This is a genomic window from Massilia soli, from assembly GCF_016809835.1.
In the GTDB taxonomy this organism is placed as follows: Bacteria; Pseudomonadota; Gammaproteobacteria; order Burkholderiales; family Burkholderiaceae_D; genus Telluria_A; species Telluria_A soli.
The window spans coordinates 223312-237942 of the sequence record NZ_JAFBIL020000006.1; the positions used below are offsets into that span (position 1 = coordinate 223312).

Annotated in this window: 9 protein-coding genes; 1 reads left to right on the forward strand and 8 read right to left on the reverse strand. The window is 63.5% G+C overall.

The window, feature by feature from the left end:
* Positions 1 to 23 precede the first annotated feature (23 nt).
* On the forward strand, positions 24 to 446 hold the full coding sequence (locus I4X03_RS16040; RefSeq protein ID WP_223469247.1) for a DoxX family protein: 423 nt from the start codon (positions 24 to 26) through the stop codon (positions 444 to 446).
* Between the two features lies 1 nt (position 447).
* Here the strand turns inward: I4X03_RS16040 and I4X03_RS16045 are convergent, their stop codons facing one another.
* The 8 genes from I4X03_RS16045 to xdhB all read right to left on the reverse strand — a co-directional run bounded on the left by I4X03_RS16045 (position 448) and on the right by xdhB (position 14626).
* Positions 448 to 1269 carry a MipA/OmpV family protein gene (locus I4X03_RS16045; protein WP_223469248.1) on the reverse strand — a complete coding sequence of 274 codons (822 nt, stop codon included), beginning with the start codon at positions 1267 to 1269 and terminating at the stop codon, positions 448 to 450.
* Between the two features lie 60 nt (positions 1270 to 1329).
* Entirely contained in the window at positions 1330 to 2418 is a 1089-nt protein-coding gene (locus I4X03_RS16050) for a S1/P1 nuclease (protein WP_223469249.1), read from the reverse strand.
* 17 nt (positions 2419 to 2435) lie between these two features.
* A complete protein-coding gene (locus I4X03_RS16055) occupies positions 2436 to 4121 on the reverse strand; it encodes a bifunctional metallophosphatase/5'-nucleotidase (RefSeq protein WP_502572552.1) in 1686 nt (561 codons plus the stop codon).
* Positions 4122 to 4255: 134 nt separating this feature from the next.
* Positions 4256 to 7681, reverse strand: a complete 3426-nt coding sequence (locus I4X03_RS16060) for a TonB-dependent receptor (protein ID WP_223469251.1) — start codon at positions 7679 to 7681, stop codon at positions 4256 to 4258.
* A gap of 654 nt (positions 7682 to 8335) precedes the next feature.
* Positions 8336 to 9829: an amidohydrolase family protein gene (locus I4X03_RS16065; protein ID WP_223469252.1), complete on the reverse strand. Its 1494-nt coding sequence runs from the start codon at positions 9827 to 9829 to the stop codon at positions 8336 to 8338.
* A gap of 194 nt (positions 9830 to 10023) precedes the next feature.
* Entirely contained in the window at positions 10024 to 11343 is a 1320-nt protein-coding gene (guaD, locus tag I4X03_RS16070) for a guanine deaminase (RefSeq protein ID WP_223469253.1), read from the reverse strand.
* The gene (gene xdhC / locus I4X03_RS16075; RefSeq protein WP_223469474.1) at positions 11343 to 12299 is read right to left on the reverse strand and encodes a xanthine dehydrogenase accessory protein XdhC; all 957 of its coding nucleotides are present in this window, start codon (positions 12297 to 12299) and stop codon (positions 11343 to 11345) included. Before xdhC ends, guaD begins: the two co-directional genes overlap by 1 nt.
* Entirely contained in the window at positions 12299 to 14626 is a 2328-nt protein-coding gene (gene xdhB, locus I4X03_RS16080) for a xanthine dehydrogenase molybdopterin binding subunit (protein ID WP_223469254.1), read from the reverse strand. The genes xdhC and xdhB overlap by 1 nt, the downstream gene beginning before the upstream one ends.
* Between the last annotated feature and the right edge of the window lie 5 nt (positions 14627 to 14631).

Genomic DNA, 14631 nt, shown 5'->3' on the forward strand with positions numbered 1-14631 from the left:
TCAATCAAACAAAAGGAATCGCCATGCAAACCAACACGATCAATACCTCAACCGACGACCTGGGCAAACTCGTCATCCGCAGCGCAGTCGCCATCCTGGTGCTGTTGCACGGCATCTCCAAACTGACTGGCGGCATCGACGGTATTGCCGGCATGGTCGCGGGCGCAGGTTTGCCTGCCGTCTTTGCCTACGGTGTGTATGTCGGTGAGGTGCTCGCGCCGCTGCTGGTGCTGATCGGCCTGTGGACGCGCCCGGCCGCCGCGGTCATGGCGATCAATATGGTGGTGGCGATCATGCTGGCCCACTCCGCCGAACTGGCGCAGCTGAACAAGCAGGGCGGCTGGGCGCTGGAGCTGCAGGGCATGTTCCTGTTTGGCGCGATCGCCGTGGCACTGCTTGGCGCCGGCCGCTACAGCGTTGGCGGCATCAACGGCAAGTGGAACTGAGTTAGTCCCCGGCGCGGCGCGATGACCGCGCCAGGGTCCACAGCAAGCCGACGCCCGCCGCGGTCCCGCTGTTCTTCCGGAACAGCGGGCTGTCCTGGTTGGCAGACTTCGCGTAGTTCTCGTACCAGACATAGCCGAACACGCGCAGGTCGGGATTGATCCTGCGTGAGGCCGACGCGCCGGTGCGCAGCAGCACCAGGCCCGACTTCGCCTCATACGCGGGCCGCTGCGCGGTCGCATACTCGGGCCGCACGTCATAGAAATAGCGGTTCAGCTTTTCGGTGGCAACCGAGATGCCGGCATGTACGTCGCCGCTCCAGCCATTGCCACGGTCGCCCATCTGATAGGACAGGCGCGGCGCGAAGTTCCAGCCCTGGTTACGCAGCCCTCCCCGTCCTTCAATCACCGTGCGCAGCGGAAGCTCCAGCCGCAAGCGGCCCGCTTCGCTGCGCATCAGGGTCAGCTTCAGGCGCGGGCCAAATTCCACCAGGGTGCCCAGATTGGGCATGCCGGCGCGCGCATCGACATCATCCGAGCGCGACGGCAGCGAGGCTGCAAAGCCGACATCGAACTCGGCCACGTCGCTGCGGAACAGGCGCGCGCCGATGCCCGATTCATCGGACCGGAAAATTTTGCCGCGGTAGATCGGGGCCGGCAGCACCAGCAGGCGCGACGAACGGTCGTCGGCGGCCGGGTAGGCTGGTGAGGAAACGGCGCCTGCGACGACGCCAATTTCCCACAGCGGCAGGTTTTGCTGGGCAGCAGCGGCAAGGGGGAACGCCAGCAAGACAGCGCACAGCAAGGGACGATTCAATTCCGGCATCGGGTGTCTCCGTTCAGATGATGATTCGACCGTGAGCCACCCAATGCCTTACCGCTCGGCTTACGCGTCCGGCCAGATCGCCTTCAACACGGCCGCCAGGTTCTGGCCGCCCTTGATCAGCTGCGTCTTCGCAATGGCCGAGCTCGGTACTGGATAGTTCTGGCCCATTTCCAGGCTGAACGTGTAATACGTTTCGCCCCGTTTGTTGACCTGCGGGGCGATCTGGCCCGGCGTCACGTCATCATACGCGCGCTTGGAGATGGCCAGCGAGTCGTTTGCCCATTCGTACGGCCAGAATGTCGGGTCAGTCGTGGTGTTAACCGGGAGAACCGGGCAGATTTCACAGTTGCGGAACTTGTCCGGGTCGGTGATCACCTTTTCGGCGAACTGCGCCGGTGTCGTGGTGCTGATGCGGCGCATCGCGTAGTTCACCACCGTGCTGTCCCAGTACGAGTGGAACGGACGCGTGGTCCACTTCTTCGCGCCTTCCGGCAGCGGCTTGTCCTGGCCCGGAATCAGCGCCTTCGACAGCGTCGACAGCTTGTCGTCGTCGAGCAGCAGGCTGTTACCGCCGCGCGATTCGAAGATGTTGACGCCGTCGACTTCCGCTTGCGTCTTCGGCACCACGAACTTGCTGTTCTTGTCGAGGAAGGCCGCGCCCACGTGCAGCGGCTGGTGGATGTCGCCGGTCATGTGGGCCACCAGCAGCAGCGCCTGGCGCTTGGTGAAGTTGTGCGGATTGACGTCCGGTCCCGTCTTGCCCTGCAACACCGCGATCGCCTGGCGCAGCGTTTTCACGATGTCGTGCGGCGACGTGCCCACTTCATGGTCGTGATAATGCTGCTTCTGGAACGGGATGTTAACGTAGTGGTACTCCTCGTGCTTTGGATTGGCCGTGGTGTACACGACCTGCTCCGGCGTCGCCGCCGGATAGCCCACGCCACCCTTGGCGCCATCAGCCCAGTTGGTGATCGACTCCAGCGTCTCGCCAGGCAACAACAGGGCCGCGACCTGCTTCTCGGCGTTGCTGCCCTTGATCAGCTTCTCGGCGATCGACCCGACCACGCGGTGCCCTTCATAACCCCACGCAAGCGCGTCGAACGACGCAAAGGCGCTCGACAGCGCAAGTACACAAGCCAGCTTTTTCATTGTTTGTTCTCTCAAGTTTATTTCGTTGTTTCGACGCGGCCCGCTACCGCGCTGCTGCCCGCCGGCTTGCCGGAGCGGTCGCTGGCGGCAAGGTAGCGCACAAAGGCGTCGAGATCGAGTATCTGCGTATCGCGTTTGTTGGACGCTTCGGCAAACGCGGCAAAGCCGTCGCCGCCCTCGGCCAGGAAATTATTGGCCGCGACGCGGTAGATCCTGGCCTCGTCGATGGCCACGCCATCGAGCTTGACGCTGCCCGGCACCACGCGCTGGCCGCGCGGCCTGGCGCCGTCCCAGCGATAGGTAAAGCCGCGCGACGGGTGCAGCATCGCTGCGTTGCTGTCGGCATGCTTGCGGATCCACTGCTGTTCGAGCACCGCGCGCAGCTGCGCGCCGGTCATGTCCATCACCACGATGGTGTTCGAGAACGGCAGCACCACCTGGGCCTGGCCGTAGGTGGCCACCAGGTTGTCGCCGGCTTCGAGGTCCTTGCGCATGCCGCCCGTGTTCATGAAGGCGACCTGCACGCCTTGCGCCTTGGTCGCGTCCAGCACCGCGTCGGCGATCAGGTTGCCCAGCGGGGCTTCGCCGGCGTCATTGAGCTTGCGGGTGACGACCTTGGCGCCAAGCCGCGCCACCGGGCGCGCCAGCACGGCCTCGCTGCGTTGCTTGACTTGCTGCAGGTAGGCCGCCATGCGCGGGTCGGCCGGGTACTCGCCCGGCGTGAGCACGACGTTGCGCACGCTGATGTCGCGCAGCAGGCGCGAATCCGGGTCCACCAGCAGCTTGATGCGCGACAGGACGTGCCCGCCCATCTCGGCCTGGGTGATCGTGCGGCCGTCCACCTTGCACTGGAAGCCGGTGTGGGTGTGGCCGCTGATGATCAGTTTCAGCTCCGGGTCGAGGCGCTTGGCGATGCTGACAATCGGGCCCTTGAGGTTTTTGCAGTCAGGCTCGTTGAAGGCTTCGTCGGTGTGGCCGCCTTCGTGGATCAGCACCACGAACACGGTCGCGCCCTTGGCGCGCACTTCAACCAGCGCCTTGTTGATCGCGTCGGCTTCATCGAGGAAGGCCAGGCCCTTGATGCCCGAGGCCAGCACCACTGATGGCGTGTCCTTCAACACCGCGCCGATGTAGCCCACTTTGACGCCTTTGGCTTCCTCTATTTTGTAGGCAGGCAGCAGCGTTTTCCCGGTCGCGGTGTCGATCACGTTCGCGGCCAGGTAGGTGAACGAGGCGCCGCGGTAGTCCGGATCGAGCTTGCAGGCCTTGTCGGCGCGGTGCGAGTCGCAGCCGCCATGCTGCTGGCGCAGCAGTTCGGCGCGGCCCTGGTCGAATTCGTGGTTGCCCGCCGAACTGGCGTTCATGCCCAGCATCGACAGCGCGGTCAGGCTGGCTTCGTCGGCCCACATCGACGACAGCGCCGGGGTGCCGCCAACCAGGTCGCCGGCGCCGACGAACATCAGCTCCCTGTCTTCCTTGCGCCAGGCCTGCAGCGCGGCGCCGATGACGTCGATGCCGCCGGCGTGGACGGTGGTTTGCCGGCCGTTGACCGTGTAGTTGAACTTGCCGCCTTCGAGGTGGCCGTGGAAGTCGTTCAGCGCGACCACGTTGAGTTCAAGCGGCGCTGCCGGGCGCGTGGCGCAGCCGCTCATCAGGGATGCCGCTGCGAGCGCGAGGCAGAGTGGCCGGAGATAATTTTTCATAGGTGAAAGGATAACCGAAGAGCGCCGCGCTGTGACAGCTGGCGGACCCGGGAATGTATCTGGAATGTATCGCTGAAAAGAAAAACGGCTGGTGTTGCCACCAGCCGTTCTGTCGTTACCCGCGTTCTAAAGGATTAGAACTCGTAACGTGCGGTTACCTGCAGGGCCCACTGCGACTCGCCGCGGAACTGCTTGGTGACGTAGTCTTCGACCTGGTCACGCACCTGGTAGACATACTTGCCGTCTTGAATACCAGCGTAGTCCACGAAGCTGCGCGAGTTACCGCCGGCGCTGGCGAAGCCGACTTCATTGATACGGCCCCATTTCTTGTTCAGCATGTTACCGAAGTTCATGATGTCGAGGGTGAACACACCCTTGTGACCAGCGAACAGGCCCGGCACTTCCTGGCTGACGCGAACGTCGATGCTGTTGGTCCAAGGCGCGAACGAGTCATGACGGTTGGTCACGCGGCCGGCTGCACGGGCCAGTTCAGGGTTCGAGTTGACGATATCCCAGAACTTGGTCTCGTTGGCCTTGTTCGTTGCGGTGTCGCCGCGGAACACGACTTCACCCGAACCGAAGGCCGACGGGATGTACATCAGGTCGTTCGACTGAACGTTATCGCCGTTCATGTCGTTGTTGAAGGTCCAGCTGTATGGCTTGCCGCTGCGGCCTTCATAGAACGCGCCGAAGGTGGTCTTGTACTCGCCGAAGAAACGCTTGTCCCAGGTCAGCGACGCGTTGATACGGTCCTTGACCAGGTACGACGAGTTGGCATCGACTTCTTCGTTCGGATTGAAGATGGCACGTGCGCCCCAGTTCGAACCGGACGTCGACGAGCTCAGGTTGCTCACTTCGGTCGCGTCGGTGTAGGTGTACGCCAGCGACCACTTCGGACCTTTTGCACGGCCGTTGTTGAGCGCGATGGTGGCCAGGTTGCCGCCGCCTTTGTCGGTTTCCGAGATCGTGATCACGTTGCCGAACGAGGCGTTGGACAGCGCGCGGGCACGGAAGCCTGCGCACGGGCCGGTGGCGCTGAAGCCGCCGGTACCGTTGGCGCACGACGGGGTGTAGCCTGGCTCGGTCCAGTACAGTTCACGGCCGTCCGAACCGATGCGGGTTGCGCCGCCCAGGTTCAGGTTGCGGAAGTACAGGCCGGTGTTGGTCTTGGTGTACATGTACTCCAGGCTGGCAACGAGGCCGAACCATGGCAGTTCGTGCTCAACACCAATGTTGGCTTTCCATACCGACGGCTGGCTCAGGCCCGGGTCGAGCAGGTCGACGTTGGCTGCCGGGTTGCTGCCGTTGATGGCGCGCTGCGCCAGTGGATCGGCGCTGAAGACGCCACCGTCAGCCGAGCAGGCAGCGAACGAACCGCCGCAACCGACGTTGTAGGTGTTGACGCCAGGGTTGGCGAATGGGTTGCCGAGCCAGACGTTCAGGGCCGAACCGCCGAACAGGCCGAAGCCGCCGCGTACCTGGGTGGCGCGAGCCGTGTCCAGGCGGTAGTTGAAGCCGAAGCGTGGCTGGATCAGGTCGTCGCCGTCGATGGTGTTGGTGTTATCCATGCCAAAGCCGCCGGTGTTACGGACGATCTGGCCAGGGATGGTGGCGTAGCTGCCAGCGATCGGCGCCAGTGCCACGGCCGCGTTGCGGCGTGGACGGTCATCGGTGGTAGCCTTGTCGTAACGCAAGCCCATCGTCATGCTCAGGCGTGGCGAGACGGTCCAGGTGTCCTGCAGGAACAGGCCGGTGTTAACCAGTTTCCAGTTCGCAGCGGTGTCTTGCAGCGTCACGCCGGCAACTGGCAGCTGCGCAGTGTACGACGTTGGACGGCCGCGGCTGAAGTTTTCCAGCACAGCCTGTTCGATCAGCGCAGCAGGCGAGGTCGAGCAGTTTACCTGACCGAAGGTGTAGGTGTAGGTGGCGCTGCTGTTGGTGCAACCGAAGGTGTAGTTGCCGTTAACGTCTTGCAGGAAGGCGTTGAAGATCTGGTTCTCGCTGTAGTCAGCACCGAACTTAATCTCATGGTCGCCCTGCAGCCAGGTGGCGCCGACGTACGCATCGTAGGTCTCGGTTTCGAGACGGTTGAACTGGCGGCTACGCTCGGTACCGAAGTTGATGAAACGGTTGCCGGTACGAACCGACGCCGGGGTGCCTGCTGGCAACGGGCCAGGGAACGACAGCGCCATCGCTGGCAGGTAGGCGTTGTTGGCGTGGTCCTTGCCATACTCGCGCTGCGACAGCTTGACTTCGGTCGAGAAGGTTGGGGTCCAGTCGCCGAACCACTGAACGACGGTCGACTCGTTGTTCTTCACTTCCGAGTACAGATACGAGCTCAGCGCGATACCGCTCGCCGAGAAACCCGAGAAGATAGGCTCGAGCTGGTCGGTCTTCTGCCAGCGCACGCTGGCGCGGTGGTCGTCGTTGATGTTCCAGTCGAGCTTGACCAGGCGGTCTTCAACGGTTTGTTCGGCGCCGGCAGCGCCTTCAGCGGTACCGACATCGATGCCGTAACGGCTCTTGGCGATCGACTGCAGGCTCGAAATGGCGCTCGGGGTAATGCCGACGTTGGTCAGCGGGCTGCCCAATGGGCCAAACGCTGGCGTGGTACGCGAGCTGTCCGAATTTTCAGCCGAAACGAAGAAGAACAGCTTGTCCTGGATGATCGGGCCGCCCAGGGTGATGCCGCTGGTGCGTTCCTTGAAAGGCGCAACTTCGGTGTAGGTGTCGTCGGTGGCGTTGTAGCGATCGCCAACCATGCGCTCGTCACGGTAGACGTGGTAGACGCTGCCTTTCCAGTCATTGGTACCCGACTTGGTGATGGCGTTGATGTTGGCGCCGGTGTAGCCCTTCTGGGTCACATCGTAGTTCGAGATGTTGACCTGTACCGACTGGATCGCGTCGATCGAGATCGGCTGCTTGTTGGTTGGCAGGCCGTTGCCTTCGAGGCCGAAGGTGTCGCTGATCGACACGCCGTCGATGGTGATCGAGTTGAAGCGCGAGTTCTGGCCGCCGGCCGAGATTTCGCCGCGGTCCTTGTCGGTCTGCGCCAGGCGCGGATCGGTACGGGCATAGTCGGCCAGGCTGCGGTTGACCGACGCCAGCGCGTCGATCGTCGCGCGGTTGACGTTGGTGCCGGCGCCCATCTTGCCGCTGTTGAAGTTGGCGTTGTTTGCCTGGCCGGTAATGGTCACGGTCTGGATGGCGGATGCGCCCAGCTGGGCGTCAACGGTTGCGGTTTCAGCCAGCTGCAGGAAGACGTTGTCGAACTTTTCCGACACGCCATCCTTGGTGATGGTGACGGTGTAAGGACCACCGACGCGCAGGCCGCGGGCCGAGTAACGGCCTTCGGCGTCGGCGTTCACCTTGCTGACGGAACCCGATTCGGTGTGCACGATCGTTACCTGTGCGCCAGCGGCTGGCTTACCGTCGCTGCTCGAGACGCGGCCTCCGATTGCCGAAGTCGTGTTCTGCGCCATGGCCGGCGCCGATACTGCCAGCGCCATGGACAGGGCGAAAGCGAGCTTAGTAAGCCGCAACCGTTTCTGAATGATCATTGTATAACCCCAAAAAGAACTAATAGTTATATTGGAAGGTCGGCCAGACCCTTCCCTCTTTACTTTGCTGCAACCGCTACGCGACCAATCCACCGGTCGCCACACCTATCCGGAAGAGCTACCCTCTTCCGTTCGAAGAAATTCTGCCAACTCACGGCAACAACTTGCCTTACCGACATGCAAAACGCGCTAGTGTAGCGAACTGATATTGCATCTTCGTGACAAGGTCCCGACGAGAAAATCGGGGTTTTGGAACGACCATCGAAGAACTATGCATGAAGAAATGATCACGAGACAAATACGTTTTCCCTTCATAATTTATATTTTATAAATATAAATTGGCCAACTTAATGCACAGCACTTGCGGAAAACCCTTGGTTTTCGAGCATCCTTGCCCAGTGCCGGAATTATAAATGACCAGTTCTAGCCTGAAATTCTTTCGGCGGGAAAACGGGAAAACCGCTCGATCAGGGTGAAAATCTGTCGCAGGAAGGCCACACAGTGTCCGTTTTGGTGCGGTAAAAAGTGTTGTATTTACTGCATTCAAATCCAAATCAATTCGGGGCCCGCCCCCGGAGCCAGCCCCGAATGCGAAAAGGGCCTGTCTCCGGGGGCGGACCCCGAATAGGAAACGACGGTCAGCGCGTGCTGCGGTTAGCGCTTGATTGCTTTAGACGCCAGCGAAGCGATCTCGGCTTCAAACTTCGCGTAGCGCGCGTCGAGCTGCGCGGTCAGGCGCTTCTTCTCTTGCGCCGGCAGGAAAGCGTAGCGCAGGCTGTTGTAAGAGGCCTTCTTGATTTCGCTGTAATTGGGCTTGTAACGGCTGGCGAACAACACGTACTCGTTCGACAGCGTGTGGCGCGTGACGCCCGCGTCGTCGGTCGAGATCACGTACGGCACGCCGTATTTACGGTACAAGGTCAGCGGATGGTTATCGCCCTTGATGCCGCTGATGAAGGCATTGCTGGTCAGGTTGATTTCGACCGGCACATCCTTCTCGCGCATCGACTTCATGATCGCCAGCGCGTTCGCTTCGTGCGCCAGGTCGATGCCGTGGCCGATACGGTCGGCGCCGGCGATGTTCAGCGCCTCGTCGATGTGGAACTTCAGCCCCTCCGGCGGCACGTCGCCCAGCGCCAGCTCGCCCGCGTGCAGCGCCAGCTTCACGCCCGGATAGCGCGTTTTGAGGAAGCGGAACATCTTCATGTGCAGCGTGTAGTCGCGCATGGCGATGTGCGAGCTTTCCTGGCCGACGATGTTCAGGCCGACCACCAGGGCGCCCTGCGCCGCAGCCTTGAAGCCGCCGGCCATCGACGAGAACACCCGCGATGGCGACTGCAGGCGGAACACGTACGACTGGTAGCGCATCGTGAAGTTGGCGTCGTCGATGCCGGCGTGCGATTCGGCGATGTTGCGGGTGTAGTCGGACAGGTTCTTGTTGAAGGTCGCGTCGGTGTCGAGCGCCGCCAGCCAGGTGGACATGGCCGCGTCCAGCGCGGCGTCACTGGCGCCGGCCTGGCGTACCTGAGCGTCGAAATCGGCGCTGTCGGATGTTGGCGCCGACTTGAACATGGTCTCGATGTAGGCCACATTCTCGTCGAGCGCGCGCTTCTTCAGCGTCTGCAGGCCTTCGGCGAAGTTGGTGTTCGAGACGGAGTAGAAGTAGTTAAAGGTCTGGAAGAAGCGCTGGTCTGGCGGCGGCTGGACCGCACCGTGGTTGTCGAAGTCCTTGGTCGACCAGCGCTGCAGCAGTTCGCGGTACAGGACGTCGTTGGCGATCACTTCGCCGGTCGACAGGCAGCTGCGCTTGTCAGCCGGCAGCGCGCGCTGGGCAGCCACATTTTCCGGCTTGGTTTCGATCTGGTAGCTTGCCTTGTCGACGCACCATCCCTGCTTGTCGATCCAGTCGAGATACTGCTCGGCATAGATCGAGCCAGAGTAGTGGTGGTGCAGGTCGGCGCCCTTCGGCATGCGGGTGAAGAACAGCGTCAGTTCCGACGTCTTCGGCGCCTCGCCCGCGATCAGCGAAGCGTAGTGGCGCGCGGTGAGAACCTCGTTGGCCTTGGCCGACGGCGCGCGGGCGTGGACGGCCGGCTGGGCGGCGGCGAACGCCAGGACGACCGCCAGGCTGCTCAATTTGATGTGCATTGTTGTTCTCTCGATGTGTGAAACTGCCAAAACAGGCTATGTCACGTTCAAGTGTACGACCTTCCCCCGACACGTCATTCCCGCGAAGGCGGGAATCCATCAACCGCAAGCGCTGCTCACGTCGGGGAAGCCGTTCCTGGCGATGCTGGAAACGACGGCACTGAAATCGACACTTTATGGTGACAAGCCAAAAATTATGCAGGCAGGCGCTCATGGACCTTGCGCCCGGCGGCGTAGGTCGCCAGGATCGCGCGGTCGTCGCCCAGCAGCGCCAGCACAAACAGCAGCTCTTCGAGATTGGCGCAGCGCTCGGCGCGCCGCGCCAGCAACGGCGTACAGGCCGGATCAAGCACGATAAAGTCCGCCTCGGTCCCCGGCGCGAAACTGCCGATGCAGCCATCAAGTTGCATGCTGCGTGCAGCACCGAGCGTGGCGAGGTAGAACATGCGCGCCGCCGGCAGGTAACTGCCCTTCAAGCGCGCTACTTTATAGGCTTCATTCATGGTTTGCAACATCGAGAACGAGGTGCCGGCGCCCACGTCCGTCGCCAGCGACAGCTTGACCCTGGCCGCGTCGGCCCTCTCGAAATCGAACAATCCACTACCGAGAAAGAAGTTGGAGGTCGGGCAGATCGCGGCGGCCGCGCCGGTGGCGGCCATGCGCGCGAAGTCGGCGTCGTCGAGCCAGATGCAGTGGCCGAACATCGCGCGCTCGCGCATCAGGCCATGGCTGTCGTACACGTCGAGGTAGCTGCGCGACTTCGGATACAGCTCGCGTACCCACGCGCATTCGGCGTGGTTTTCCGATACGTGGGTCTGGATGAAGGTATCCGGATAGGCGGCCGCCAGCTCGCCGGCCAGCTGCAGCTGGGCCTCGCTCGACGTCGGCGCGAAGCGCGGCGTGATCGCGTACAGCGAGCGCCCGCGCTTGTGCCACTTCTGGATCAGGTCTTCGCTGTCGCGCGCGCCGGCTTCGGCGGTATCGCACAGGAAGTCCGGGCAGTGGCGGTCCATCAGGATTTTGCCAGCCACCATGCGCAGCTTGCGCGCCTCGCTGGCCTCGAAAAACGCGTCGACCGATTCCTTGTGCACGGTGCAGTACACCATCGCGGTGGTGGTACCGCAGCGCAGCAGCTGGTCGAGGAAGAACTCGGCCACTTCGCGCGCGTGGGCCTGGTCGCCGAACTGGCGCTCGGTCGGGAAGGTGTAGGTCTCCAGCCATGGCAGCAGGCCTGGCGCCGGCGAGGCGATCATGTCGGTCTGCGGGAAGTGCAGGTGCGTGTCGATAAAGCCGGGCATGATCAGCTTGCCGCGGTAGTCGTGCACCGTCACGCCTTCTGGAAGCGCCGGCGCCAGCGCGGCGTAGTCGCCCGCAGCATGGATCTTGTCGCCGTCGACGATCAACAGCCCGTCTTCGTGCCAGTGGAATGCGTCGTCGTTGAAGGCCGGATCGGCGTGGAAGTGCAGCACGCTCGCGCGGTAGGCTTGCAGCTTGTCTGTTGGTGCTCTCGACATCAGTTTCTTTCTTGTTCAATCGTGTTCAGGGCAGCATCCTGCGCTTCCCATACGCCCAGCAGCTGGGCGCATACCGACGCCGCGATCACCGCTGGCGCCTTGTTGCTTATCCCGGGCAGCCCGATCGGGCATACCATCGCCGCGATCCGCGCCGCATCCACCCCTTTGTCGCGCAGGCGGTGCTCGAACTGCTTGCGCTTGGTGTGCGAGCCGATCAGGCCAAACCAGCCCACGCCAGGCCGCGCCATGATTGCTTCGGTCAAGCGCTGGTCGAGCGCGTGGCTGTGGGTCATGACGAGATAGCTGGCGCCGCCTGGCGCCGCCGCCACCTCGGCCTCCGGCGTATCGGTCGCTTCCACCGTCACGTTGGCCGGCACGATCGCCGGGAACATGGCGTCGCGTTCGTCCACCCAGGTGACTGTACATGGCAAGTCGGCCAGCGCGCGCACGATCGCGGCGCCGACATGACCTGCGCCAAACAGCAGCAGGTGCGCACGTGGCGCGCAAATCGCGTCAACCAGCCAGCGGCGGCCAGCCAGATCCCGCATCACGTGCGTCCCAAGGCCGCGTGCAAACACCGGGGCCGGGTCGCCGGCGATCTGCCTGCCCGCCCCATCGAACAGCGCCGCCTCGGGTGCGCCGTCTATCGACACCATGCGCCAGCTGTCTTCGCGGGCGCGGTCGCACAGCCGCGCCGCCTGCGCCGCATCGGCACGCTCGAACAGCAAATGGGCCACGCCGCCGCAGCACTGGCCGAGGCCGGGCCCGAGCGCGAAGCGTTCAAAGTGGCGTTCGCGTCCGTCCGCCAGCATCGTGCGCGCGATCTCGATGGCGCGCAGTTCCAGATGGCCGCCGCCGATGGTGCCTGTCACCTTGCCAGCATCCACCGACATCTTGGTGCCCGGCGCGCGCGGCACCGAGCCTTCGGCAATCGCAACCGTCACCAGCACGCTCATCACGCTGCCGCTTCGACCGCGGCGATGGCACGCAGGATTTCTTCGCTGGTAGCCGGCGCGTTCAACGGCGGATTGACCCGGTGGCCACCCACGCTCGATACCGCGTCGCGGATCGCAAAGAACACCGAGAACGGCAGCAGCAGCGGCGGCTCGCCGACAGCCTTGGAGCGGTGAATGCTGTCTTGTACGTTACCGTTGTCGAACAGGCGCACGCGGAAGTCTTCCGGGCAGTCCGACACGCCGGGAATCTTGTACGTCGACGGCGCGTGCGTCATCAGCTTGCCGCCGTCGTTCCACCATAACTGCTCGGTAGTGAGCCAGCCCATGCCCTGGATGAAGGCGCCTTCGACCTGGCCGATGTCGATGGCCGGGTTCAGCGAACGGCCCGCATCGTACAGCGCGTCGGCGCGCAGCAGCTTCCATTCGCCGGTCAGGGTGTCGACCACTACTTCCGCCACCGCCGCACCGTACGCGAAGTACGAGAACGGGTTGCCGCTCATGGTTTTCGGGTCCCAGTGCAGGCCGGGCGTAGCGTAGAAGCCGTCGGACCAGAGCTGCACCCGCGCCAGGTAAGCTTTCTGGACCAGGATCGGGAACGGTTCCTCGTGTCCGTTGACGAACACGGTGTCGGCGGCAAAGCGCACGTCGGCCACGTCGCCGCCGTACAGCTTGACCGCGTGGGCTGCCAGCCGTTCGCGGATCTGGCGCGCGGCATCCTGCGCGGCCTTGCCGTTCAGGTCGGCGCCGGTCGATGCGGCCGTGGCTGAGGTGTTGGAGACCTTGCTGGTGTCGGTGGCGGTGGCGCGCACCCGCGACAGGTCGACACCCAGTTCGTGCGCGACCACCTGGTTGACCTTGGTGTTGATGCCCTGACCCATCTCGGTGCCGCCGTGGTTGACGATGATCGAACCGTCGACATACACGTGCACTAGCGCGCCGGCCTGGTTCAGGTGGGTGACATTGAAGGCGATGCCGAATTTGACCGGCGTGAGCGCCAGGCCTTTTTTCAGCACCGGGCTGGATGCATTGAACGCCGCGATCGCGCTGCGGCGCGCACGGTATTCGCTGCTTTCTTCCAGCTCCGCCACCAGCTCATGGATCACGTTGTCGACGACGACCTGCCCGTAAGGCGTCACGTTGCTATCGGTCTTGCCGTAGAAGTTAGCGCGCCGGATGTCGAGCGGATCGCGACCCAGGTTGCGGGCGATTTCGTCGATCACGTATTCGATGGCGATGGCGCCCTGCGGGCCGCCGAAGCCGCGGAAGGCGGTATTCGACTGGGTGTTGGTCTTGCCGCAGGCGGCGCGGATATCGACGTCGGACAAGTAGTAGGTATTGTCGAAGTGGCAGACAGCGCGGGTGGCGACAGGCCCCGACAGGTCGGCCGAATAGCCGGCGCGGCTGACCATGTCGACCCTGGCGGCGACGATCTTGCCATCAATGCCATAGCCCACTTCGTATTCGTAATGGAAACAGTGGCGCTTGCCGGTGACGAGCATGTCGTCATCGCGGTCGGCGCGCAGCTTGACCGGCCGCTTCAGGTGGTTCGCCGCGATGGCCGATGCCGCGCACCACAGCGCCGATTGCGACTCCTTGCCGCCGAAGCCGCCGCCCATGCGCCGGCACTCAACCACGATGTTATGCGAGTGAACGCCCAGTGCATGCGCGACCACGTGCTGCATCTCGCTCGGGTGCTGGGTCGAGCACTGCACCAGCATGCCCTTGTTCTCCTTCGGGATCGCGTAGGCGATCTGGCCTTCGAGGTAGAACTGCTCCTGGCCGCCCACATACAGTTCGCCCTTGACCGAGTGCGGCGCGCGCTCGAAAGCGGCCTGGTAGTCGCCGCGTGCCAAATGCATCGGCGGCAGCACATACGACTGCGCCGCCTTGGCCGCCTGCGGCGTCAGGATGGCCGGCAGCTCGTCGTAGGTCACCTTGGCGAGGCGGGCTGCCCGGCGGGCGTTGTCGTGCGTGTCGGCGACCACGATGAACAGCGGCTGGCCGACGTACATCACGATACCGTCGGCGAAGATCGGGTCGTCATGGATGATCGGGCCGCAGTCGTTGGTACCCGGGATGTCTTTGGCGGTGTAGACGGCAACCACCCCGCGGCTGGCGCGAACTGGCGCCAGGTCCATTGCCTGGACCATCGCATGCGGCTTCGCCGACAAGCCAAGCGCGCCGTGCAGCGTACCCTGCACTTCCGGGATATCGTCGGTGTAGGTGGCCTGGCCGAGCACGTGCAGCTCGGCCGATTCGTGCGCGCTCGGCTTTCCGACCACGCTCCATGCGGCGCTCTTCAAGCTGGGGGAACCTGCGTCATTCATCTTGT